We start from the raw sequence: 22,858 nt of genomic DNA, 5'->3' as shown, positions 1-22,858 counted from the left end.
CTTAAGGTCGCCCTCATGACTCCTGACATCCACACGACCGCCGGGAAGCTGGCCGACCTGGAGGACCGCATCGAGCAGGCCGTGCACGCCGGCTCGGCGGCGGCGGTGGAGAAGCAGCACGCCAAGGGCAAGATGACCGCCCGCGAGCGGGTGGAGCTGCTGCTGGACGAGGACTCCTTCGTCGAGCTGGACGAGTTCGCCCGGCACCGCTCGACGATGTTCGGCCTGGAGCAGAGGCGGCCCTACGGCGACGGTGTGGTCACCGGCGTGGGCACCGTCAACGGACGTCCGGTGGCGGTGTTCAGCCAGGACGTCACGGTCTTCGGCGGCAGCCTCGGCGAGGTGTACGGGGAGAAGATCTGCAAGATCATCGACTGGGCGATGAAGACCGGCTGCCCGCTGATCGGCATCAACGAGGGCGGCGGTGCGCGCATCCAGGAGGGCGTGGTCTCCCTCGGGCTGTACGGCGAGATCTTCCGCCGCAACACCCACGCCTCGGGCGTCATCCCGCAGATCTCGCTGATCATGGGCGCGGCCGCCGGCGGGCACGTCTACTCCCCCGCGCTGACCGACTTCGTCGTCATGGTCGACCAGACCTCGCAGATGTTCATCACCGGGCCGGAGGTGATCCGCTCGGTCACCGGCGAGCAGGTGACCATGGAGGAGCTCGGCGGTGGACGCACCCACAACACCCGCTCGGGCAACGCGCACTACCTGGCCAGCGACGAGGCCGACGCGATCGGCTACGTCCGCGAGCTGCTGGCCTACCTGCCGCAGAACAACATGGAGCCCGCGCCCTCCTTCGACGAGCCCAACGACCTGGCCGTGCACGAGGTCGACCGCGAGCTCGACACGCTGGTGCCGGACTCGGCCAACCAGCCCTACGACATGCACGAGGTGATCACCCGCGTCCTCGACGACGGCGAGTTCACCGAGGTGCAGGCGCTGTTCGCGCCCAACATCGTCGTGGGCTTCGGCCGGATCGACGGGCACAGCGTCGGCGTGGTCGCCAACCAGCCGCTGCACCTGGCCGGCTGCCTCGACATCGACGCCTCGGAGAAGGCGGCCCGCTTCGTCCGCTTCTGCGACGCCTTCAACATCCCCGTGCTCACCCTGGTCGACGTCCCCGGCTTCCTGCCCGGCACCGACCAGGAGTGGAACGGGATCATCCGGCGCGGGGCCAAGCTGCTCTACGCCTACGCCGAGGCCACCGTCCCGCTGGTCACGCTGATCACCCGCAAGGCCTACGGCGGCGCCTACGACGTGATGGGCTCCAAGCACCTCGGCGCCGACGTCAACCTGGCCTGGCCGACCGCGCAGATCGCGGTGATGGGCGCCCAGGGCGCGGTCAACATCCTGCACCGGCGCCACCTGGCCGACCACCCGGACCCCGACACCCGACGGGCCGAGCTCATCACCGAGTACGAGGACGAGCTCGCCAACCCCTACATCGCGGCCGAGCGCGGCTACCTCGACCAGGTGATCGCCCCGCACGAGACCCGCCGCGAGATCACCCGGCTGCTGCGGATGCTGCGCACCAAGCGCGAGACCCTGCCGCCGAAGAAGCACGGCAACATCCCCCTATGAGCGGTCGGTCATGAGCGGCAGGCCGCTGCGGTTCGTGGTGGTGGGCCCCGGCTTCCGCGCCGGGGCCTTCCTCCGGGCCGCCGCGGCGTTGCCCCAGCTGTCCTGCGTGGGGGTGGTGGTCCGCCGTCCCCGTGACCTCGGGCTGCCGACCTTCGGCTCGCTGGCCGAGTGCCTGCAGCAGACCCGTCCCGAGCTGGTGCTCACCGCCGTCCCGTGGTCGGTGACGCCGCAGCTGGTGCCCGAGGCGGTGCGGCACGGTGTCCCGGTGCTGGCCGAGACCCCGCCGGCCCCCGACGTCGAGGCGATGCGGGCGCTGTGGGACGAGGTGGGCGGCAGCGGGCTGGTGCAGGTGGCCGAGCAGTACCTGCTGCTGCCCTCCCACGCCGCCCGGCTCGCGGTGGTGCGCTCGGGTGCGATCGGGACGCCGACCCAGGTGCAGATCTCCTCCACGCAGTACTACCACGCGGTCTCGCTGGTCCGCGGGCTGCTCGGCGCCGGACGGGTGCCGCTCACCGTCCGCGCCGACCGGTTCGAGGCGCCGCTGGTGCACCCGCTCGGCCGGCAGGGCTGGACCGGCGACCCCGAGCCGCGGCCGACCGCGAACGTGGTGGCGACCCTCGACCTGGGCGATGGCCGCAGCGGCGTCTACGACTTCGTCGACGGCCAGACCCGCAACCCGCTGCGGCACCGCCGGACGCTGGTGCGCGGCACCTCCGGCGAGCTGGCCGAGGACGAGGTGGTGCGGGTGACCGCGACGGACACCGTCACCACCTCGCGGTTGGAGCGCCGCCAGACCGGCCACGACCTCGACCTGCACGGCTACGACACCGACACCATCACCTTCGACGGCGAGGTGGTCTACCGCAACCCCTTCTTCGGCCACCGCTGGGACGACGACGAGATCGCCACCGCCGCCCTGCTGCTGCGCACCCGGGACTGGCTGCGTGGCGAGGGGCCCGAGCCGTACCCGCTGGCCGACGGCTGCTACGACCACCACGTCGGGCTGGCGATCGACGCCGCAGCCTCGAGCGGCGAGCGGGTACGGGTCGAGGGCGAGCCGTGGGTGGACGGCGGGACGGGTCTCCTCGACTCGGCCGAGGCCGGTGTGGTTGAGTCCGGCCCGGCGCCGCTGGTCCCCGACGAGATGGAGGAGCTCCCATGACCGACAGCCCGGTCCTGCAGGTCGTCTCCGGCGACCCCACCCCTGAGGAGCTCGCCGCGCTCGTGGTGGTGCTGCAGTCCCGGTCGGGATCGGCCGAGCCGCCGCAGCCGCCGCCGTCGGGGTGGAGCGCGCACTGGCGCCGGACCCGTCCCGCGCTGCTGGCCCCGCGGCCCGGCGCCTGGCAGGCCTCGGGGTGGCAGTGAGCACCCCCGGGGCCGACGTGCCACGGCCCGTCCGGCGGTTCGTGCTGGCTTCCCAGTCCCCGGCCCGGCTCGCCACCCTGCGCGCCGCCGGCGTGCACCCCGAGGTGGTGGTCTCCGGCGTCGACGAGTCCGGCGTGCAGGCCGACACCCCGGCCGTGCTGGCCGCCCGGCTGGCGCTGCTCAAGGCCGAGACGGTGGCCCGCCGGCTCGGCGGCGACCTCGGCCCCGACGAGGTCGTGGTCGGCTGCGACTCGGTGCTCGAGCTCGACGGCGAGGCCTTCGGCAAGCCCCGGACGCCCGAGGTGGCCCGGGAGCGCTGGCGCGCCATGCGCGGGCGCAGCGGCGTCCTGCACACCGGCCACCACGTGCACACCGGCGCCGCCGCGCGGACCGCGACGGCGTCCACGGTGGTGCACTTCGCCGACGTCGGCGACGACGAGCTGGAGGACTACCTGGCCACCGGGGAGCCGCTGCAGGTGGCCGGCGCGTTCACCCTGGACGGGTTCGGCGGCGCGTTCGTGCGCGGTGTCGAGGGCGACCCGCACTCGGTCGTCGGCATCTCGCTGCCGCTGCTGCGCGAGCTGCTCGCCGACCTCGGCCTGTCCTGGACCAGCCTGTGGCGGCTGACCCCGCCGGCCCCGCCCGCCACCCCGGCGCCGACCCTCACCCTCGGCTCGGTCGTGCTGCAGGTGGCCGACCTCGAGCGGGCCGCCGCGTTCTGGACGCAGGCCCTCGGCCTCCACCCCGACCCGCGCAACCCCGCCTTCCTCGTGCCGCCCGGTGGCGGCACGAGGCTGCACCTCGACACCGACGACCGCACCCACCTCGACCTGTGGACCGTCGCGACCACCGACGTGGACGCCGAGGTGGAGCGGCTGCTGGCCCTCGGCGCGAGCCGCGCGGAGTGGGAGCACCCACCGGGCGCGGACTTCGTCGTCCTCACCGACCCCGACGGCCACCACTTCTGCGTCGTCGGGCAATGATCCCCGTCCACAACCTGTCGATACGCGACCATCAGGTCCGTATGGCGTCTGTTGGTCCGCTATCGACATCTTCCGGACCGCCCGTCGACCGGTCGGTGACCGCTCGCGCAGACTGACCTGCGATCGGGAGGTGGGCAGGTGCGGAGACACGCGGTGGCGGCGGTGGCGCTGGCCGCCGTGGCGGGATGCGCCGCTCCCGCCACGGCGCTGCGGAGCTGCGAGTTCGGCAGCGACTACCTCGGGACCTCGGGGGCCGGCCGCCTGCCGGCTGGCTCCTACGTGCTGCGGCTGACCTGCCGGGACGCCGACCACGTCGAGATCCGGCTCCGCACGCCCGATCGGACCGTGTGGAGCGACCTGGTGCCCTGTGCCGAGGACGTCGAGCACCCGTTGGAGCTGACGGCCCCGGTCGGAGGCGACGCCTCGCTCGAGGTCACGCCCTCCGCCGCCACGGGCCGGGTGGAGCTGCACCGGCGTCAGGGCTGCCGGCCGCGCGTCCACGGCGCGCGCGCCCGGCTCAGGGCTCCTGGCGCAGGGTGAGGCCGGACACCTCGGTGCTGGTGGTGAACGCCCCCGACCAGCCCGGGCCGCTGAACAGCAGCGACCCTCCCCCGGTGGCGTCGACGGTGTAGCCGACGTCGGGCAGGGTCTGCTCCAGGTGCGCCGCGCTCGGCGGGCCGTCCTCGGCGGTGAGCACCAGGGTGATGACGTTGGGCTGGTCGATCCGCTCCAGCACGGTGACGTCCTCGGGCAGCGTCACCAGGTCGACCGGGCCGTGGGTCAGCCCGAGCTCGCGCAGCGTCACGGCCCCGGCGACGACGACGGTGGACGCCGGCGGCTGCGGCGGCGGCGTCGGCGCGGGGGCGGCGGAGCACCCGGTGAGCAACGCCACCGACAGGAGCACACCGCCCAGCACGGCCGCACCGGACCGGCCTGCGGAAGACATCACCGACGCAGACTAGTGGGTAGGCTGCCCGGCGATGACCAGCGAACCACAGTCCTCTCCCGCGGCCGCCGGGTCGGCTCCCGAGCCGTTGGAGAACGACCTCAACCCCGACGTCGACGAGGCGCCGCGCAAGCACCGGCTGCCCGCCGCCGTGCGGGCCATGCGTCCACGCCAGTGGACCAAGAACGTCCTGGTGTTCACCGCCCCGCTGGCCAGCGGCGAGCTGCTCGACCCGGTGGTGCTGGGCAAGGCCGCGCTGGCCTTCGTCGCCTTCTGCCTGGTCAGCGCCTGCGTCTACCTGGTCAACGACATCCACGACGTGACCGAGGACCGGCTGCACCCGAAGAAGCGGTTCCGCCCGATCGCCGCCGGCGAGCTGTCGGTGCCGGCGGCGTGGGTGCTGGCCGTGGTCAGCGGACTGGTCGGCTTCGCCGTCGCCTACGCCACCGCGGTGCCGCTGGGGATCACCGTGACGGTGTACCTGGTGCTGCAGGTCGTGTACTCGATGTTCCTCAAGCACATGCCGATCATCGACCTGGCCATGGTCTCCTCGGGCTTCCTGCTGCGCGCCATCGCCGGCGGCGCCGCCGGCGACATCGACCTCAGCCAGTGGTTCCTGCTGGTGGCCTCCTTCGGCTCGCTGTTCATGGTCGCCGGCAAGCGCTACTCCGAGTTCGTCGCCCTCGGCGTCGAGGCCGGCACCCGCAAGTCGCTGGAGCGCTACTCCGAGAGCTACCTGCGCTTCTCCTGGATGCTGGCTGCCGTCATGGTGGTCGTCAGCTACAGCCTGTGGGCCTTCGAGGAGCGCGCCGGCGGCGCCTGGGGCATCAACTGGGCCGCCATCTCGATCGCCCCGTTCACCCTGGCGATGCTGCAGTACGCGATGGAGGTCGACACCGGTCAGGCCGGCGAGCCGGAGGACATCGTGCTCAAGGACCGGGTGCTGCAGGTGCTCGGTCTGATCTGGGTCGTCCTCATCGGTCTGGCCGTCTACGGAGGGAGCCCCGCATGAACCAGTCCACCCTCTACGGCTGGGGCCGCACCCGTCGCACGGTCGCCGAGCTCGAGCCGGTGCGCACGGTCGAGGAGGCCCGGGAGGCGCTCCGCCGCGCCGACGGTCGCGGGCTGATCGCCCGGGGCCTGGGCCGCAGCTACGGCGACGCCGCCCAGAACTCCGGCGGGCTCAACCTCGACCTCACCCAGCTCGACCGCATCCTCGCGGTGGACGCCGAGGGCGACGACCCGACCGTCACGGTCGAGGCCGGGGTCAGCCTGGACACGCTGATGAAGGCGGCGCTGCCGTTCGGGCTGTGGGTGCCGGTGCTGCCGGGCACCCGCCAGGTCACCATCGGCGGGGCGATCGGCGCCGACATCCACGGCAAGAACCACCACACCCAGGGTTCCTTCGGCAACCACGTGCGCAGCATGGACCTGCTGCTGGCCGACGGCGAGATCCGCACCCTCACCCCGCACGGCGAGGACGCCGACCTGTTCTGGGCCACCGTCGGCGGGATGGGGTTGACCGGGCTGGTGCTGCGCGCCACGGTCGCCATGCAGCGCACCGTCTCGGCCTACTTCAGCGTCGACACCGACCAGACCCGCGACCTGGACGACCTGCTGGAGCGGATGAAGACCGGCGACGACGGCTACACCTACTCCGTCGCCTGGTTCGACGCCGTCACCCGCGGCGCCAGCCTGGGCCGGGCCGTCCTCACCCGCGGCAACAAGGCCCGGCTGGAGGAGCTGCCGGCCACGCTGCGCCGCGACCCGCTGAAGTTCACCGCCCCGCAGTTCGGCACCATCCCGGCGGTCTTCCCCAACGGGCTGGTCAACCGGCTCACCGCCAAGGCCTTCAGCGAGCTCTGGTACCGCAAGGCACCACGGCACCGGGTCGGAGAGATCCAGAACATCACCCAGTTCTTCCACCCCCTCGACATCGTCGCGGAGTGGAACCGGGTCTACGGGCCGGGCGGCTTCCTGCAGTACCAGTTCGTGGTGCCCTTCGAGGCCGAGGAGGCCTTCCGCCGGGCCGTCGTGCTGATCGCGGAGTCCGGCCACGTGTCCTGCCTCAACGTGCTCAAGCGGTTCGGCCCCGGCAACGACTCCCCGCTGTCGTTCCCGATGCCGGGCTGGACGCTGACCGTCGACATCCCGATCAGCGACAGCCTGGACCGGCTGTGCCGGCAGCTGGACGAGATCGTGCTCGGCGCCGGCGGCCGCCTCTACCTGGCCAAGGACTCCCGGATGGACGCGGCCACCTTCGCCCGGATGTACCCGCGCCTGGACGAGTTCCGGGCCGTCCGCGACCGGGTCGACCCCGAGCACCGCTTCGCCTCCGACCTGTCCCGACGTCTCGGCCTGTGAGCGCAGCGAACCGCGCTGTGACATCGTGAGCCGATCCCCCGACCCGAGGAGACCCATGGACGCCCTGGGCAACCCCCAGTCGGTGCTGCTGCTCGGCGGCACCTCCGACATCGCGCTCGCGATCGTGCGCCGCTACGCCCCTGATCACCAGCCGAAGGGCGCCCGCCCCCGGGTGGTGCTGGCGGCCCGGCCCGGTGCGCGGCGCGACGCCGCGGCCGAGGGACTGCGCGCGGAGGGCTTCCCCGTGGAGACGGTCGACTTCGAGGCCCGCCGGCCCGAGACCCACGCCGCCACGATCGAGCAGGCCTTCGCCGGCGGCGACATCGACATCACGGTGGTCGCCTTCGGGCTGCTCGGCGAGGCCGAGCGGGCCTGGACCGACGCCGACCACGCGCTGGAGCTGGCCGAGGTCAACTTCACCGCCCCGGTGCACACCGGCGTCCTGCTGGCCGACGCGCTGCGCCGCCAGGGCCACGGCCGCATCATCGCGCTCTCCTCGGTCGCCGGGGAGCGGGTGCGCCGCTCCAACTTCGTCTACGGCTCCACCAAGGCCGGCTTCGACGGCTTCTACCTCGGCCTCGGCGAGGCGCTCGCCCCGCACGGCATCACGGTGCTGGTCGTCCGGCCGGGCTTCGTCCGCTCCAAGATGACCGCCGGCATGGACGCCGCCCCGCTCGCGGTCACGCCCGAGCAGGTGGCCGAGCAGACGGTCGCCGCCGTCCGCGCCGGCAAGGAGCTGATCTGGGTGCCGGGCGCGTTCCGCTTCGTCATGATGGTGCTGCGCCACATCCCCCGGGTGGTCTTCCGCCGCCTGCCGATCTGAGGACCCGCCGATGGCCACGATCACCGCTGCTCGGGCCCGCCTGGTCGACCTCGAGGTGGAGACCGTCCGCACCGACGCCGTGCAGGCCTTCCTCAAGCAGGAGACCCTGCTGGTCGAGGTCGACACCGACGACGGCCTGACCGGCACCGGCTACTCCTACACCATCGGCACCGGCGGCCGCGCCGTGCTGTCGATGCTCACCGAGCACCTGCTGCCACGGCTGCCGGGTCAGCGCGCGGAGCGGGTCGAGCACCTGTGGCACGACCTGTTCGCCTCCACCCGGGCCACCACCACCGGCGCCATCACCTCGCTCGCGCTGGCCGCGGTCGACACCGCCCTGTGGGACCTGCGCGGCCTGCGGGCCGGTGAGCCGCTGTGGCAGGTGGCCGGAGGGTTCCGTCGCGACGTGCCGCTCTACGACACCGAGGGCGGCTGGCTGCACCTGTCCACCGACGAGCTGGTCGCCGGGGCGCTGGCCTCGCAGCGGGCGGGCTGGGCCGGGGTGAAGCTCAAGGTCGGCAAGCCGCGGCTGCACGAGGACCTCGAGCGGCTGATGGCCGTCCGCGAGGCCGTCGGACCCGACCTCGACCTGATGGTGGACGCCAACCAGTCGATGACCGCGGCCGAGGCGATCCGCCGGGCGCACGCCTGGGCGCCGGCCGACCTCAGCTGGTTCGAGGAGCCGCTGCCGGCCGACGACGTCAGCGGCCACGTCCGGCTGGCCCGCTCCACCCCGATCCCGGTGGCGGTGGGTGAGTCGATGTACTCGCCTGCCCAGTTCGCCGAGTACCTGCAGCGCGGCGCGGCCGGCATCGTCCAGGTCGACGTCGCGCGGGTCGGCGGGATCACCCCCTGGCTCAAGGTCGCCCACCTCGCCGAGGCGTTCAACGTGGCGGTCTGCCCGCACTTCCTGATGGAGCTGCACGTCAGCCTGGTGGCCGCCGTCCCCAACGGCCGCTACGTCGAGCACATCCCCCAGCTGCGCGCGGTCACCCGCACCGAGCTGGAGCTCCGCGACGGCCGGGCGCTCGCCCCCGACGTCCCCGGGCTGGGGATCGACTGGGACCCCAATTCCCTCGACGACCGCACGGTGGCCTGACAGGGTCGGCGCATGCCCTTCGCGCCCGCCCGGTTCCCCGAGGACGTCCCCACCCTGGTCCGCGACGACGTCACCCTGCGTGCGCACCGGCCCGAGGACGCCGCGGGGGTGCTCGAGCAGTGCACCGACCCGCTCTCGGTGCGCTGGACCACCGTCCCGCTCGGCTACACCGCGGCGATGGCCGAGGACTGGGTGCTCCGCGACGTGCCGGGCCAGTGGACGTCCGGGGCGGCGCACGTGTTCGCGGTCGAGTGCCCCTTCCCCGACGGCACCCGCCGCTTCGGCGGCAGCATGGACGTGCGCTGCATCGACGAGCGCCGCGGCGAGCTGGCCTTCGGCGCGCACCCGGCCGTCCGCGGCACCGGGGTGATGCGCACCGCCGGCGAGCTGGCCCTGGAGCACGCCTTCACCACCCTCGGCCTGCAGAGCCTGGTGTGGTGGACCGAGGCCGGCAACCTCGGCTCGCGCCGGCTGGCTCACGACCTCGGCTTCACGATCGCCGCCGGCGTGGTGCCGCGGTGGCTCGCCGCCCGCGACACCCTGGTCGACGCCTGGGTCGGCACCCTGCACGCCGCCCAGCCGCGACCCGTCCCGCCCCGGACCGTGCCGGTGCTGCACACGCCCCGGCTGGTGCTGCGCGCGCACCGGCGCAGCGACGACCCGCGGGTGGTGGAGGCCTGCAACGACCCGGCCACCAGCTACTGGTTGAACCAGCTGCCGGCCCCCTACACCGCCGAGGACGCCGCCCGCTTCCGGCTCGAGAACGCCACCGGCCTGCACCCCGACGACTGCACCTGGGCGGTCACCGCCCGCGGTGAGGACCGGCTGCTCGCCACCATCAGCCTGATGCGCCGGCCCGGCGGGCACGAGATCGGCTACTGGGCCCACCCCGACGCCCGCGGCCGCGGGGTGGTCACCGAGGCCGTCACCCGGCTGACCGAGCTGGCGCTCTCCGCCGACGGGTTCGACTCCCGCCGGGTGGTGATCCGTGCCGCGGTCGGCAACACCGCCTCCCAGCGGGTCGCCGGGCGCAGCGGCTACACCCGCTGCGGGGTGGAGACCGGCACCGCCGTGCTCCGCGACGGCACCCGCACCGACCACCTGGTCTTCGAACGCGTCAGGGAGCCTCGTGCAGCTTCGGGACGTCGGCCAGCAGACGCTGGGTGTACTCCTGCTGGGGTCGGAAGATGACGTCCTCGGCCGGGCCCTGCTCGACCATCACCCCGTGCTCCAGCACCATCACCCGGTCGGCGATGTAGCAGGCCTGCCCGATGTCGTGGGTGATGAAGAGGATCGTCATGCCCAGCTCGTCGCGCAGGTCGGTCAGCACGTTGAGCACGTTGACCCGCAGCGAGGCGTCCAGCATCGAGGTGGCCTCGTCGGCCACCAGCACCTTGGGGCGCATCATCAGCGCCCGGGCGATCATCACCCGCTGACGCTGACCGCCGGACAGCTCGTGCGGGAAGCGGTCCAGCACGTCGTCGGCGGCGAACCCGACGTGGCCGAGCGCCTCCTCCATCCGCTGCCGGCCGTCGCGGGCCCCGCCCAGCAGCCGCAGCGAGCGCTCCAGCAGGCGGCGCACGGTGAAGAACTGGTTGAAGGAGGCGAAGGGGTCCTGGAAGACGGCCTGGACGTCACGCCAGTAGGCCTTGCGCGCCGCCCCGCCGAGCCGGGTGACGTCCCGGCCGTCGAAGGACAGCGTCCCCGAGGTGATCGGCAGCAGCCCGAGCACCATCCGTGCCAGGGTCGACTTGCCCGACCCGGACTCCCCCACGATCGTGGTGATGTCGCCCTCGGCGATGCTGAGGTCGACCCCCTTGACCGCCTCGACGGCCTTGCGTCCCCGACCGAAGGTCTTCGTCAGGCCGCGACCCACGAACAGCTCCCGACCGCCCTCGCGGACGGGCCGCGCCGGCGTCGCCGGGGCCGTCACCGGGTGCTCCCCGCGGGATCGGGCGCCGGCTCGGACGCCGGAGCAGGGGTGCTGGTGCGGGTGGCCGAGCCCACCGGGACCGGCTCCCCGGGGTGCTCGGCGGCCCAGAAGCAGGCGGAGTGGCGCAGCTCGGTGCCGACGACCGGCGGCGTCTGGGTCCGGCACTGCGCCATCACCAGCTCGCAGCGCGGGTGGAACCGGCACCCGCTGGGCGGGTCGGCCAGGCTCGGCGGCGAGCCGGGGATGCCGGTGACCCGCAGGGTGCGGTAGCGCGGCTCGGGCACGAGCACCGAGGCCAGCAGCGCGGCCGAGTAGGGGTGGCGGGGCCGCTCGGCGAGGTCGGCGGCGTCGGCCACCTCCACCACCTTGCCCGCGTACATCACCGCGATCCGGTCGCTCACCGCCCGCAGCACCGGCAGGTCGTGGGTGATGAAGATGACGCCGCCCATGATCCCGGCCGACAGCATCTCCTTGAGCATGTCCATCAGCGCCCGCTGGGAGGAGACGTCGAGCGCGGAGGTCGGCTCGTCGGCGATCAGCAGCCGCGGGTTGAGCAGGGTCGAGATGACGGTCACCACCCGCTGCTTCATGCCCCCCGACAGCTGGTGGGGGTAGGCGTCCAGCACCCGCGGCGGCAGCCCCAGGTCGGTGATCCGCTCCCGCACGCGGTCCATCGACTCGCCGTAGCGGGCGCGTCGGTCGTGGGCCCGGATGACGTCGAAGCAGAGCTCGCGGACCCGCATCGTCGGGCTGATCGAGTTCATCGCGCCCTGCGGCAGCAGGGAGACCACCGACCCGCGCCAGGTCCGCGGGATCCGGGCCGAGGCGCCGAAGTCCTGCCGCTTGCCCTCGACGTCCAGCTCACCGGACTCGACCTCGAGCGGGGCCCGCACGTTGAGGGAGAGGACGGCGCCCAGGGTGGACTTGCCGGAGCCGGACTCCCCCGCCACCCCGAGCACCTCGCCCTCCTCGACGTGCAGCGTGACGTCGTCCACGGCACGGACCAGCCGGCCGTCGGGGGTGCGGTAGGCGGCCCGGAGGTTCCGGGCGTCGAGCAACCTCGTCATCGTGCGGCTCCTCCGGGACGGGCGACCGGGTCGGCGACGGTCGGGGTGACCAACCCCTCGGCCCGGCCGCGACGACGCGCCCTGCGGCCCTTGCGCAGACGCGGGTTGAACAGCTCGTCGCCGGCGGAGTTGAGCAGCAGCAGCGAGAACGAGATGAGGGTGAGCACGATCGTCGGCGGCAGGAAGGCCCACAGCGCGCCCACCCGCACCGAGCCCCAGACCTGGGCCCAGTAGAGCATCGTGCCGATCGAGGTGCTGCCCGACGGACCCAGCCCGAGCAGGCTCAGCGTCGCCTCGGCCAGGATCGCCCCGGAGCACTGCAGCACGAAGGCCATCACCACGTAGCTCAGCAGGTAGGGCAGCACGTCCCAGCCGAGGATGCTGACCCAGCGCGCCCCCGACAGCCGGGCCACCTCGATGTGCTCGCGGGCGCGGATGCTGCTGGACTGCGCCCGCACGGCCCGGGCCAGCCAGGGCCAGGCGGTCACCCCGATGATCACCGCCAGCGCCACCGACGACCTCGACCCCAGCGCGACACCGAGCAGGATGATCACCACGATCGTGGGGATCGCCAGCGCGATGTTGGTGACGGCGTTGATGACGTCGTCGACCAGCCCGCCCTGGAAGCCGGCGATGAGGCCGAGGACCAGCCCGATCACGGTCGCGATCGACCCGGCCAGCAGCCCGACCAGCAGTGAGGTGCGCAACCCGTGCACCAGGTTGGCCAGCACGCTCTGGCCCTGGTTGTCGGTGCCCAGCACCAGCGCGAGGCTCTCGGTGCTGGGCCGGTCGTAGAGACCGCCGACCACCTCGCGGGGGCCGGTGCCGACCACCAGCGGCCCGAGGACCGCCACCAGCACCAGCAGCACGATCAAGGTCGAGGCCACCCAGAACCGGGGGCTGAGGTTGGCACCCCTCATCAGCGGTCTCCTCCCTGTGCCGCGCGGATGCGCGGGTCGATCAGGCCGTTGAGCACGTCCACCAGGAAGTTGGCCACCAGCACCGCGATGGTGATGAGCAGCACGATCGCCTGGATCACGGGGTAGTCGTTGGCGCTGATCGCGGTGAACAGCAGCGTGCCCAGACCCGGGTAGTTGAACACCAGCTCGGTGACCAGGGCGCCGCCGATCATCGCCCCGATGGACAGCGCCAGCCCGGTGAGCTGGGGCAGCATCGCGTTGCGGAAGATGTAGCGGGTGATCCGGTTGTCGCTGATGCCCAGACCGCGGGCGTAGTTGACGTAGTCCGAGCCCAGCTCGTAGATCGCCATCGAGCGCATGCCGACCGCCTGCCCGCCGACGAAGACGATCACCAGCGACCAGAACGGCAGCCAGAAGTAGGTGATCGCGTCGCCGAAGAAGGCCAGGGTGGCCTCCGGGGTGAGCCCGAAGGAGTAGCCGCCGCCGGCCGGGAGCGCCTGCATCCGCACCGCCACCACGAAGAGCAGGATGATCGCCAGGCAGTAGTACGGCACCGAGGTGGCGAAGATCGAGCCGAGGAACGCGCCCTTGTCGAACCAGCCGCCGCGGAAGGCCGCGATCGCGCCGAGCGCGTTGCCGACCACCCAGCCGACGACGATGGCCGGCAGCTGGATGGCCACGCTCCAGGGCAGGGCCTGGGCGATCATCGAGTTCACCGAGGCCGGGTACTGGGCGAAGGAGGTGCCCAGGTCGCCCTGCAGGACGTTCTGCACGAAGACCAGGAACTGCTGCCAGATCGGCTGGTCGAGCCCGAACTCGCGCATGTAGTTGTCGTAGATCGCCTCGACCTGCTCACCGCTGCCACCTCCGCCCCGGGTCATCTGGGCGACGATGGCGTCCACCGGGTTGCCGGGCACCAGGCGCACCAGCACGAAGACGAGCAGCATCGCCGCGACGAAGGTGACCAGCAGCCAGAGGGTCCTGCGCAGCAGGTAGCGGGCGAGTGGCGGCATCGGAGTCCTCCCGTCCGGGGCGCGTCAGGCCTGGGCCTTCTCCAGCTGGAACAACCACTGGATGCCGGCGCCCTGCCACATCGGCGGGGCGTAGGGGTTGTCGCTGGTCGGGAAGTTGGTCCAGGTGCTGCTGTTGAACTCGTAGAACTCCAGCGGGCGGTACATCAGCGGCACCACCGGGACGTCGGCCCGCACGATCGCGTCCAGCTCGGCGTAGGCGGCCGCCGCGGCGGCCTCGTCGGTACCCGCGCCGGCGGTGTCGAGCAGCGCCCCCACCTGGTCGTTGTGGTAGCGCCCGTAGTTGCGGTAGGCCTGCTCGCCGACGTCGGGCAGCCCGCGGCTGTCCAGGGCGTCGCGGAACCGGGCCCACGGGCTGGCCGGCGACACCCCCGCGTAGGTGTTCATGCAGAGGTCGAAGTCGCCGTTCTGCTCGGCCTGGGTCACCTGCGGCGCCTGCGGGAACTCGGTCTGGATCCCGATCCCGGCCGCGGTGGCGTTGTTGGCCACGATCTCCAGCGCGGTGTTCCAGTCGCTCCACCCGCTGGGGCAGATGACCTTCCAGTCGCCGAGCTTGGTGCCGTCGGGCAGCACGTAGATGCCGTCGGCGCCCTTCTCCGCGCCGAGCTCGTCCTCCAGGATCGCCCGGGCCCGCTCCGGGTCGTGGGTCCAGCCCTCGGCCTCCACCGCGGCCTGGTCGAAGTAGGCGCTCTCGAAGCCGGTGGGCAGCACCAGCGAGGCGCTGACGGTGTCGGAGTAGCTCGACATGGCCGTCTGGGCGATGTTGGCGAAGTCGATGGAGTAGGCGATGGCCCGACGCACCTGGGGGTTGTCCAGGCCGGGCTTGGTGGTGTTGAAGATCAGCAGCGGGATGTTGCCCGGCAGGTGGTACGGCGCCTCCTTCAGCCAGGTGCCGACCGGCCGCTGCTGGTCCTCCCACATCTTCCAGATCTGGGAGGTGAACTGCTGGCTGGCATCGATCTCACCGCTGGCCAGCTTGAGGTCGCCGTCCTGGTTGGACTTGAAGATGGGGTGGTTGATCGCGGTCATCGGCGGGGTGCCGAAGACGGCGGCGCCCCAGTAGCCGTCGTGGCGGGTCAGCGCGATCTGCTGCTGGTCGGAGTGGTCGAGCAGGAACGGGCCGGAGCCGACCGGCTCCATGTTGGTCTGCTCCAGCAGCGAGCCGTCCTCGGCGAACCCCTCCCACAGGTGCTGGGGCAGGATGTAGGTCTCGGCGATGGCGGCCCGGATGTTGCCGGGGTTGAAGGGCTCCTCCTTGGCGGTGAACACCACGGTGCGCGCGTCGGTGGCCTCCACGGAGTCGATGTACTCCCAGATCGTGGAGTAGGACAGCGCGTTGTCCCGGGCGATCTCGAAGGTGAACACGACGTCGTCGGCGGTCAGCTCGGTGCCGTCGCTCCAGGTGGTGCCCTCCTGCAGCGGCACCGTGAAGGTGCGGTCCGACTCCTGCAGCTCGCGGCCGAGGCCGGGGGTCAGGGAGCCGTCCAGCAGGTTGAACCGGAGCAGGGTCTCGTAGATCAGCTGGCTCTGGTCGCCGCCGGTGGGCCAGGCGGGCGAGGCGCTCAACGGGTTGAAGCTGGTCGGGGCGCCCCACTGGAAGCCGGCCACGAAGAAGGTGTCGCCGGCGGCGCCGCTGCGGCCGGTCGCCCCGCCACCGCCGCCGCCGGTCTGGGCGGTGCCGCAGGCGGTCCCGCCGACGCCGACCGCCAGGGCGCCGGCGGTGATGCCGGCCATGGTGAGGAACCGTCGCCGACTCGGCACGAAGGCCCCGGCGCCGGCTGCGTCCACCCGCAGCTGCGGGTCGTCGATCAGGTCTGGCATGTGTCGTCCGTCCTCAGAGGGGTGCGCGCGGGCGTGTCAGCCGCGCGACCGGTGGTTGGGTGGCGTGCTGAGGGCCGGACGTGGTCGGGTGACGACCCCGAGGTGGCACGGTGCGTCGTTGCACCGACTCCCAGGTTGCGTCATGGAATCCTTCCCGATCCGCCGACCTCCGGCCCCCGCCCGGACGACGGCGGGGCCGGCGGCCACGCGGTGGTCGCCCCTGCTCCCGACGTCGTCGTCACGAGTTGGCCCGACTCCACCACCGAACCGGGGTGCTGTCAATGACCCCGCCGGTCAGGCGACGTCGACCAGGTCGGCCCGGGCGAGCGCCCAGCGCAGCGGATCCAGGCAGCGGAAGCTGGCGATCCCGTGCGGGTGCACGCCGGAGTCCACCGCGGAGGCGCCGAGGGCCGAGACGGCGAAGAACTGGCTGGTCCGCAGCCGTCCGTCGTGCGGGTGGGCCAGCTGGTTGATGACGTCGCGGGCTCGCATCGCGGTGAGCAGCGAGTGCACCTCCGCGCTGAGCAGCTCGGCGTCGTCGCGCTGGTAGGCCATCACCTCCACGCCGGGGTCGCGCTGCATCGCCGCCCCGGCGTTGCCCATGATCGCCTGCCACTGCGGCGCCTCGACCCGGGTCAGCCGCTGCAGCAGGTCGAACTTCGACACCACCACCCCGACCGGCGGACGACCCTCCGCGCTGAGCCGCAGCACGTTGGCCAGCACCCGCGCCGCGCTGCCCTGGTCCACCCCCCGCTGCACCACGTCGGGCAGCAGCGCCGCGATCGCCGGGTCTGCGGCCGGGTCGAACATGAACAGCACGACGTCGGCGCGGTCGAAGTAGGACAGGTGCAGCGCCCGCTCCGGCGGGTTCTGCAGCTCCTCCCCCGCGGCGTCGCGCAGCACCAGGTAGCGCCGGCGGCGGTGCCGGGTGCCGAGGCTGAGCACCAGCGGGTGCCGCTGGGCGGCGTCCTCGGTCTGGGCCCGCGGGGTGGCCTGCGGCATCTGCCGGATCGAGAACAGCGGCTCCTCGTAGTGGCGCTCGTAGCTCTGCTGGGAGAAGACGGTGCCGTGCTGCAGCGCCACCCCCTGGCTCTGCAGCATCAGCCCGAGCTGCTGCACCGCCACCCCGAGGTAGAGCGACTTACCGGTGTTGCGGGCCCCGGCCAGCGCCACGCACAGGGTGTCGCTGTCGCGCCAGTCCTCGGGCAGCAGGTAGTGGCAGGTCGGGCACACCTGCTCGGTGGCGGGCCGCTGGCACCGGTGGCAGGCCACGGAGGTGGGCGGCCAGCGCCGGGAGAACACCCCACCCTGCTGGCGGTCGCGGACCAGCTCGGTCACCACCGGCCACGTCACCGAGGTCAGCCCGGCGCAGGCGGCCTGGCGCTGGTTGTGCTCCGGCGGGCACACCCGGCAGGCGTAGGAGGCGACGTCCTCGGGCAGGGCGAAGAAGCACATCGGGCACTTGCTCACCGGCCCACCCCCGGCTGCTGCAGGGAGGTGACGACGTCGACGCCGAAGCGGGCCAGCGCGTCCACCGCGGACGGGCCGACGGCCACCGGGACGCCGGCCAGCGGGTCGTCCAGCACCACCTCGACCAGGGCGGAGCCAGGCCGGGCGACCAGGGCCGGCGCCGGGCCGCGGGTGAGCACCACCGACCCGGCCACCCGGGACGTCCGGACCTGCGGCGCGGGCGCGTCGGAGACCCACCAGACCACGTGCCCGGGTGCGTCGGCCGGGGTGGCACCGGCGACCGACGCGACGTCCTCGGCCCGTCCGGCCACCGCCGCGGCGAGCCGGGCCGCCCCGGTCGCGACGACGTCGCCGGGCCGGCTGGACAGCACCGCGTCCGGCGTGGCCTCGCTGACCGCGGCCGCCACCCCGACCAGGGCGTCGACCACCGAGGTCATCGCCCCGGTCGTCCACCAGGGGGTGGTCGAGGGACTGCGGTCCAGGTGCAGCCGCACCGGCTGCGGCAGCGGACGCAGCCCCGCGGCGGCCAGGGCACGCCCGGTGGCGGCGCGGGTGGCGGTGGCGAGCTCGGACAGCGGGTCGGGCTGGCGGACCAGCGTCACCTGCAGGTGGTCCGGCGCCAGTGGGCGCAGGAGGAGCAGGTCGGCACCGGTGCGCCCGGACAGGTCGGCCGAGACGCTGACGGCGTCCGAGCCCGCGGCGCCGGCGCGCAGCGTGAGCTTGACCCGGCTGCCCGGGCCGAAGGCCTCGCTGCCGAGCGGGCGGACGTGCACCCGCAGGTCACCGGCCAGGGCGGCCCGCGGGACGACGACCTGGGTGCCCTGACGGCCCACCTCGGGATCGGGGTCGCCCAGCACCAGCAGCTCGGCCGGCTGCGCGGCATACATCCCGACCGTCAGCTGCTGGCGCTCCAGCACCTGGGTGTGGTGCTCGGCGCCGAGTGTCGTCACCGTCATCCGCGCTCCCCCCACGGGCGGCGGCGCAGCAGGTCGGCGACCCCCTGCCGGGACACGTAGCTGCGCACCACCGCGCCCACCACCCTCTCCTCCGGGGCCCGCCCGTGGGACCGCCGGTGCTCCGTCTCGTACTCCGCCTGCAGCTGGTCGCGGCCCAGCCGCTGCTCCAGCACCCACCACCGCAGGGCCGGCTGCCCGTCGCGGTGCAGCCGGTGGACGTGCACCTCCGGCCCGGCCGGGCTCCCGGCCAGCGCAGGCGTCCGCGGGTCGCTGCGCAGCACACGGTAGACCTCGCGGCGGTGCGGCGGGCGGTGCGCCAGCCACCGCGCGGCCGGGCCGGTGAGCTCGGGCGCGGCGCGGACGAGCTGCTCCGTCTCGGCGGGCAGCGCCGCCCCGCGCAGGACGGCGTCCAGCAGCACGGTCTGGGCCAGGCCGACGAGGTCGGGCGGGCAGGGTCCGGTGGCGAGCCGGCGGAGCAGGTCGACGTGGTCGAGGCGGGCGACGGCGTCCAGGCCGAGACCGCGTGCGCCCTCGTGCAGCACGGCCTGGCGCAGCTCGACCAGGTCGCGGAGCCGGTCGGCGCGCCACAGCCGGTCCAGCAGCCGGCGCAGGTCGGAGGAGTCGGGTTCGGTCAGGACGAGGTCGGTGAGCCGCCGGTCGAGCAGGCAGCTGAGCTCGGCCGCACCGGCGGCGGCCAGCCCGGCCGCGGTCCAGGGCCGGTCGACCAGGGCGTCGAGCACCTGCCGGGTGGCGTCGAGGTCGGTGCCGGGACGGGGCCGCAGCAGGAAGCGCAGCAGCGCCAGCACCACCTCCTCCGACCGCTCGTCCGCCGGCACGGCCAACCAGTGCTCCACCTCGGCGCGGGTGGTCGGCACGGGCGGGGCGCCGGGAGCGAACAGCCAGCGCAGCACCTCCGGGTCGCCGGTGCCGACCGGGCTCTGCTGGACGACCGGGTCGGTGTCGTAGGCGCGCTGGGCCACCCCGGTCGCCGGCTCCGGTAGCACACCCACCCCGGGGAGCCAGGACGCGCCGGGGGCGCGCCAGGTCTCCTGCAGCAGCTCGCTGAGGTCGTCCTCGAGGGTGTCGGGCCAGGGCGTGCCGGTGCTGGTGAGCAGCCGGGTCAGGCCGAGCACGACGGCCAGCCGCCGCGCCGGCTCGTCGTCGGCGTCGCGGCGCTGCTCGCGGGCCAGCGCCGCCACCCGCTGGAGGTCGGGCCGGGGTGGGCGGTCCTGCCACCAGACGGCCGGCGGCAGCCCGAGCCGGGTGTCCTGCTGGAGCTCGGCCAGGGCGGACGGGTCGGTCAGCAGCCGGTCGGCGTAGATGCCGCCGAGCACACGGGCAGGGACGGTGGCCGGGGCGTCGAGGAGCGGGCGCAGCCGCTGCCAGGCCGAGGCCGGGTCGGGGCTGGTCCGTTCCAGGGCCCCGGTGACGACCCGCAGCAGCTCGGCGTCCTCGGCCAGCGCCTCGGGGCTGGCCCGCAGCACGGTCCCGGTGGCCACCTCCCGCAGCCCGGCCAGCTCGGGGTCGGCGACGTCCTCCTCGGCGTCGAGATACCACAGGTGGGCCAGCGCCAGCGGCCAGGCGGGGTCGTCGCCGGCCCCGCCGACCCGGGCCACGGCGGCGTCCATCAGCTCCAGCAGCGCCGGCTCGGCCACCGCCGAGCGGGCCAGCCGGGCCCAGCCCGAGGGCGCCGGCGGCGCGGCGGGAGGAGTGCGCAGGTCGACCAGCACGGGTGGGGTGGCCCCCTGCAGCGCGTCGGCCTCGGCCCCGGCCAGGCAGACCACCGCCAGCTCGTCGGCCTCTCCGCTGCGCACCCGGGCGGCGGTCTCCCCGGTGCTGAAGGTCAGCGCGGCGGCCTGCGGCAGCGCCAGCACCTGCGACAGCGCCCCCACCCAGCAGGCGGCGGTGTCGTCGTCGGGCACCAGCAGCACCAGCGCCACACCGCGCCGGCGGGCCTCGACCAGCCCGTCGAGGAGGACGCCGAGCGTGGCGGCCCGGTCGTCCCCGGCCAGCCAGTCCAGGGCCCCGAACCGGTCGACCACCGTCCCGGGGCCGGGCGGCCGCGGGCCGAGCACCGCCGCCGCCACCTCGGCCGGGCCGTAGGGGGTGAGCCAGTCCGGGGAGCGCCACCACTCCACCGGCCGCCGGCTGGGGGCGTCCTGCTCGACGGCCAGCACGTGGGCGAAGACGTTGCCCGGGCGTCCGCTGCCGTCCGCCCCGGCGGCCACGGTGTGCCACCACACCGCCGTCCGCCCGCGCCGGTCGTAGACCAGGGTGCGCGGCAGCGCGGTGCGCTGCTCGGCGGTGGGGAACGGCGGCAGCGGCCGGGTCGCCGGGCCGGTGGTGCGGATCCGCTGGACGACGTGCTGGCGCAGCGCCGGGTCGGTGAACCCGCGCTGCTCCTTGACCTGCCAGCCGCCGGCGGCGCCGGGGGCGTCGAAGCTGGTGTAGGTGAGCTCGCCCACCACCGTGCCGCCCACCACCGTCCCACCCGGTTCCGGCCCGCCGGTCACAGCCGCAGCTCCCGCACCGGCGGGTCGAGCAGGGCCACCGGGGGCACCTGGTCGGCCACCCGCGGGTTGACCGAGACGAACATCCGGACGTAGCCGCCCCGGGCCGGGTCGACGGTCAGCCGCCACCGGCTGCCGCCCTGCGGGGTGAGCCGGCCGACGTCCTGCGGGCGCAGGTAGGGCAGCGGGTTGTGCACGCCCTCGCCGTCGGGGACGAGGTCGACGGGCTCGCCGTCCTCGGCGTGCAGCGGGAGCCGCTCGGGGTGGTGGCGGGCCACGAATCCGACGTCGCGGACCTCCAGCGGGCCGTGCACCGAGCGCAGGTCGACCCCGAGGCCGACCACCTGCACCCCGAACCGGCGGACCCGGAAGGTGCGGTAGGCCATCCGCTGCAGACCGCGGTAGTCGACCCAGGCGGGCCGGCCGACCGACTGCTGCCCGTCCGCACCGATCGCCACCCCGACCAGGTGCACCCGGCAGCCGCCGTCCGGCAGCGCCGTCAGCTGCAACCCGCCCATCTGCCGGTAGGCCTCCAGCGAGACGTCCTGGCGCCGCCCGCCGGCACCGCCGCCGTCGCCGTCGCGCGGGCCGGTCCAGACCTGGACGAAGGCGGCCCCGACCGGCCAGCCGAACTTCAGCAGCTGGGTGTCGACCCGCTCCACCAGCTCGACCTCGGTGGGGCTGCCCACGCGGACCGCGGGCACCGGGCGACCGACGTGGACGGCGTCCCCGGCCACCGTGACCGGGGTGAAGTGGAGCCGTTCGGCTCCCTCGGCCCAGGCCACCCCCCGTTTGGCGTGCTCGCCCTCCCCCCGCTGGACGGCCCCGGGCACCCGCGAGGCGGGGTCGAGGTACTGGGCCAGCTCGGTCGCCGGCAGCTGGCGGGAGGAGAGGAACTGCGGGGGCGGGGTCGCGGTGGCGTACACCTCGACGTGCCCGGTCGGCGGCGGGCTCCAGCGCAGGTCGACCAGGTCGTCGGGCCGCAGCTCGACCCGCAGGTCGGTCACCGGCTCGGGCCGCACCGGCACCACCAGGGCGTGGCGCAGCAGCGGGCTGAGCACCGAGGAGCTGGGGCCGGTGGCGATCCGGGTGCGGACGGCGTAGAGGTAGCTCTGCCCGGGCACCACGGTGTCGTCGACGAAGCCGTGCCGGTGGTCGAGCTCGGGCTGCAGCAGGGACGCCGGATCGTCCAGGGCGGTGGCCGGGTCGGGGTGGTCGGCCGGCAGCCGTACCACCTCGACGGCCTCGGCCCGTCCGGGCGCGGTCCACTCGGCGCTGACCTGGTGCGGGCCGACGGTCCAGGCGACGTCGGCGACGTTGGCCACCACCTCGCGCTGGGCGAGCCGGACCGGCTGGGCGAACCCGGCGGCCTCCGCGCTCGGGCCGGTGTGCACCCACACCTGCACGAACCGCAGGCCCGACGTCAGCGGGACGGCGTCCAGCGCCTGCGACTCGCGGGTGAGCGCGACCAGGGTGCCGTCCTCGGGCAGCAGCGGGAACGCGGCCTCGGAGGTGACGACGCGGTAGAAGCCGGGCCCCGACGCGTTCGGGTCCGGGCCGAGCGGGACGGTCGGCCAGCGGTAGCGCAGACCGTCGGGGGTCGGCTCGACCTTGATCGGCATCAGCGCCGTGGCGCTCCGCGCGGGGAACTCGGTGTCGGCCAGCACGAGGTCGGCCAGCCCGTCGCCGGGGGCCCTCGGTGGCGGCACGGCCGGCGTCGGTGCGGGTGTCGACGGCGGCGCCGGCGGTGGCGGGGCGGACTCGGCGCGGGGGCCGACGATCCGCCACACCTCGTCGGTCAGCCACTGCAGCTGGGCCGGCAGCAGCCGGCTGACCTCCTGCGGGTTCCGCGCCCGGGCCAGCTGCTGCAGCAGGCTCTTGCGCAGGTCGATGAAGGTGAACCGGCCGGTGCTGGTGCCGTGGCGGCGCCAGGCCTCCAGCTCCTGCAGCACGCTGTCGTGGTCGGGCACTCCCCTCCTCCCC

General features: G+C 74.1%; 20 protein-coding genes. 10 read left to right on the top strand and 10 right to left on the bottom strand.

Annotated features, from left to right (window positions below; all coding sequences use genetic code 11):
- The first annotated feature begins 15 nt into the window (after positions 1-15).
- The 5 genes from DT076_RS13935 (at position 16) to DT076_RS13915 (ending at position 4,475) form a co-directional block, all read left to right on the top strand.
- Positions 16-1,587 (top strand): acyl-CoA carboxylase subunit beta, encoded by a 1,572-nt coding sequence (locus DT076_RS13935; RefSeq protein WP_114127285.1) that lies wholly within the window; start codon positions 16-18, stop codon positions 1,585-1,587.
- Between the two features lie 10 nt (positions 1,588-1,597).
- Positions 1,598-2,749 carry a Gfo/Idh/MocA family protein gene (locus DT076_RS13930; protein ID WP_114127284.1) on the top strand — a complete coding sequence of 384 codons (1,152 nt, stop codon included), beginning with the start codon at positions 1,598-1,600 and terminating at the stop codon, positions 2,747-2,749.
- Positions 2,746-2,952 (top strand): acyl-CoA carboxylase subunit epsilon, encoded by a 207-nt coding sequence (locus tag DT076_RS13925; RefSeq protein ID WP_114127283.1) that lies wholly within the window; start codon positions 2,746-2,748, stop codon positions 2,950-2,952. The genes DT076_RS13930 and DT076_RS13925 overlap by 4 nt, the downstream gene beginning before the upstream one ends.
- Entirely contained in the window at positions 2,949-3,935 is a 987-nt protein-coding gene (locus DT076_RS20365; RefSeq protein ID WP_158548147.1) for a Maf family nucleotide pyrophosphatase, read from the top strand. The genes DT076_RS13925 and DT076_RS20365 overlap by 4 nt, the downstream gene beginning before the upstream one ends.
- Before the next feature lie 138 nt (positions 3,936-4,073).
- Positions 4,074-4,475 (top strand): hypothetical protein, encoded by a 402-nt coding sequence (locus DT076_RS13915; protein WP_147264151.1) that lies wholly within the window; start codon positions 4,074-4,076, stop codon positions 4,473-4,475.
- Here the strand turns inward: DT076_RS13915 and DT076_RS13910 are convergent.
- Positions 4,453-4,884, bottom strand: a complete 432-nt coding sequence (locus DT076_RS13910) for a hypothetical protein (protein WP_147264150.1) — start codon at positions 4,882-4,884, stop codon at positions 4,453-4,455. The two genes, DT076_RS13915 and DT076_RS13910, sit on opposite strands and share 23 nt — an antisense overlap.
- Before the next feature lie 31 nt (positions 4,885-4,915).
- Between DT076_RS13910 and DT076_RS13905 the strand changes: the two genes are divergently transcribed.
- Genes DT076_RS13905 through DT076_RS13885 form a run of 5 tightly spaced genes read left to right on the top strand, consistent with a single transcriptional unit; the run spans position 4,916 to position 10,358 of the window.
- Positions 4,916-5,893 carry a decaprenyl-phosphate phosphoribosyltransferase gene (locus tag DT076_RS13905; protein ID WP_114127280.1) on the top strand — a complete coding sequence of 326 codons (978 nt, stop codon included), beginning with the start codon at positions 4,916-4,918 and terminating at the stop codon, positions 5,891-5,893.
- Positions 5,890-7,245, top strand: a complete 1,356-nt coding sequence (locus tag DT076_RS13900) for an FAD-binding oxidoreductase (protein WP_114127279.1) — start codon at positions 5,890-5,892, stop codon at positions 7,243-7,245. The genes DT076_RS13905 and DT076_RS13900 overlap by 4 nt, the downstream gene beginning before the upstream one ends.
- 55 nt (positions 7,246-7,300) lie before the next feature.
- Positions 7,301-8,068 (top strand): decaprenylphospho-beta-D-erythro-pentofuranosid-2-ulose 2-reductase, encoded by a 768-nt coding sequence (locus DT076_RS13895; RefSeq protein WP_114127278.1) that lies wholly within the window; start codon positions 7,301-7,303, stop codon positions 8,066-8,068.
- A gap of 10 nt (positions 8,069-8,078) precedes the next feature.
- Complete coding sequence (locus DT076_RS13890; protein WP_114127277.1) at positions 8,079-9,167, top strand: mandelate racemase/muconate lactonizing enzyme family protein; 1,089 nt, start codon at positions 8,079-8,081, stop codon at positions 9,165-9,167.
- Positions 9,168-9,179: 12 nt separating this feature from the next.
- Positions 9,180-10,358 (top strand): GNAT family N-acetyltransferase, encoded by a 1,179-nt coding sequence (locus tag DT076_RS13885; RefSeq protein WP_114127276.1) that lies wholly within the window; start codon positions 9,180-9,182, stop codon positions 10,356-10,358.
- Here the strand turns inward: DT076_RS13885 and DT076_RS13880 are convergent.
- The 9 genes from DT076_RS13880 to DT076_RS13845 form a co-directional block, all read right to left on the bottom strand.
- Positions 10,285-11,100, bottom strand: coding sequence for an ABC transporter ATP-binding protein (locus tag DT076_RS13880; protein ID WP_233493964.1), 816 nt, complete (start codon positions 11,098-11,100; stop codon positions 10,285-10,287). The genes DT076_RS13885 and DT076_RS13880 overlap by 74 nt on opposite strands.
- Positions 11,097-12,167, bottom strand: a complete 1,071-nt coding sequence (locus tag DT076_RS13875) for an ABC transporter ATP-binding protein (protein ID WP_114127275.1) — start codon at positions 12,165-12,167, stop codon at positions 11,097-11,099. Before DT076_RS13875 ends, DT076_RS13880 begins: the two co-directional genes overlap by 4 nt.
- Positions 12,164-13,087 carry an ABC transporter permease gene (locus DT076_RS13870; protein ID WP_114127274.1) on the bottom strand — a complete coding sequence of 308 codons (924 nt, stop codon included), beginning with the start codon at positions 13,085-13,087 and terminating at the stop codon, positions 12,164-12,166. Before DT076_RS13870 ends, DT076_RS13875 begins: the two co-directional genes overlap by 4 nt.
- Positions 13,087-14,100 carry an ABC transporter permease gene (locus DT076_RS13865; protein WP_114127273.1) on the bottom strand — a complete coding sequence of 338 codons (1,014 nt, stop codon included), beginning with the start codon at positions 14,098-14,100 and terminating at the stop codon, positions 13,087-13,089. The genes DT076_RS13870 and DT076_RS13865 overlap by 1 nt, the downstream gene beginning before the upstream one ends.
- Before the next feature lie 24 nt (positions 14,101-14,124).
- Positions 14,125-15,939, bottom strand: coding sequence for an ABC transporter substrate-binding protein (locus tag DT076_RS13860; RefSeq protein ID WP_114127272.1), 1,815 nt, complete (start codon positions 15,937-15,939; stop codon positions 14,125-14,127).
- A gap of 294 nt (positions 15,940-16,233) precedes the next feature.
- A complete protein-coding gene (locus DT076_RS13855) occupies positions 16,234-17,409 on the bottom strand; it encodes a TRAFAC clade GTPase domain-containing protein (protein ID WP_158548146.1) in 1,176 nt (391 codons plus the stop codon).
- Entirely contained in the window at positions 17,406-18,365 is a 960-nt protein-coding gene (locus DT076_RS19430; RefSeq protein ID WP_158548145.1) for a hypothetical protein, read from the bottom strand. The genes DT076_RS13855 and DT076_RS19430 overlap by 4 nt, the downstream gene beginning before the upstream one ends.
- On the bottom strand, positions 18,362-20,878 hold the full coding sequence (locus DT076_RS13850) for a GAP1-N2 domain-containing protein (RefSeq protein WP_158548144.1): 2,517 nt from the start codon (positions 20,876-20,878) through the stop codon (positions 18,362-18,364). The genes DT076_RS19430 and DT076_RS13850 overlap by 4 nt, the downstream gene beginning before the upstream one ends.
- Positions 20,875-22,845, bottom strand: a complete 1,971-nt coding sequence (locus tag DT076_RS13845) for a hypothetical protein (RefSeq protein ID WP_114127269.1) — start codon at positions 22,843-22,845, stop codon at positions 20,875-20,877. The genes DT076_RS13850 and DT076_RS13845 overlap by 4 nt, the downstream gene beginning before the upstream one ends.
- Between the last annotated feature and the right edge of the window lie 13 nt (positions 22,846-22,858).

The organism is Desertihabitans brevis (assembly GCF_003327535.1).
GTDB classification, from domain to species: domain Bacteria; phylum Actinomycetota; class Actinomycetes; order Propionibacteriales; family Propionibacteriaceae; genus Desertihabitans; species Desertihabitans brevis.
Note: the sequence above shows the minus strand (reverse complement) of the source record. Positions and strands in the feature narration are given on the sequence as shown.

What these genes read in the sequence shown, in the direction of transcription:
- DT076_RS13935 (WP_114127285.1), top strand. Translation starts at nt 16, where the DNA reads ATGACTCCTGACATCCACACGACCGCCGGGAAGCTGGCCGACCTGGAG.
- DT076_RS13930 (WP_114127284.1), top strand. Translation starts at nt 1,598, where the DNA reads ATGAGCGGCAGGCCGCTGCGGTTCGTGGTGGTGGGCCCCGGCTTCCGC.
- DT076_RS13925 (WP_114127283.1), top strand. Translation starts at nt 2,746, where the DNA reads ATGACCGACAGCCCGGTCCTGCAGGTCGTCTCCGGCGACCCCACCCCT.
- DT076_RS13905 (WP_114127280.1), top strand. Translation starts at nt 4,916, where the DNA reads ATGACCAGCGAACCACAGTCCTCTCCCGCGGCCGCCGGGTCGGCTCCC.
- DT076_RS13900 (WP_114127279.1), top strand. Translation starts at nt 5,890, where the DNA reads ATGAACCAGTCCACCCTCTACGGCTGGGGCCGCACCCGTCGCACGGTC.
- DT076_RS13895 (WP_114127278.1), top strand. Translation starts at nt 7,301, where the DNA reads ATGGACGCCCTGGGCAACCCCCAGTCGGTGCTGCTGCTCGGCGGCACC.
- DT076_RS13890 (WP_114127277.1), top strand. Translation starts at nt 8,079, where the DNA reads ATGGCCACGATCACCGCTGCTCGGGCCCGCCTGGTCGACCTCGAGGTG.
- DT076_RS13885 (WP_114127276.1), top strand. Translation starts at nt 9,180, where the DNA reads ATGCCCTTCGCGCCCGCCCGGTTCCCCGAGGACGTCCCCACCCTGGTC.
- DT076_RS13875 (WP_114127275.1), bottom strand. Translation starts at nt 12,167, where the DNA reads ATGACGAGGTTGCTCGACGCCCGGAACCTCCGGGCCGCCTACCGCACC.
- DT076_RS13870 (WP_114127274.1), bottom strand. Translation starts at nt 13,087, where the DNA reads ATGAGGGGTGCCAACCTCAGCCCCCGGTTCTGGGTGGCCTCGACCTTG.
- DT076_RS13865 (WP_114127273.1), bottom strand. Translation starts at nt 14,100, where the DNA reads ATGCCGCCACTCGCCCGCTACCTGCTGCGCAGGACCCTCTGGCTGCTG.
- DT076_RS13860 (WP_114127272.1), bottom strand. Translation starts at nt 15,939, where the DNA reads ATGCCAGACCTGATCGACGACCCGCAGCTGCGGGTGGACGCAGCCGGC.
- DT076_RS19430 (WP_158548145.1), bottom strand. Translation starts at nt 18,365, where the DNA reads ATGACGGTGACGACACTCGGCGCCGAGCACCACACCCAGGTGCTGGAG.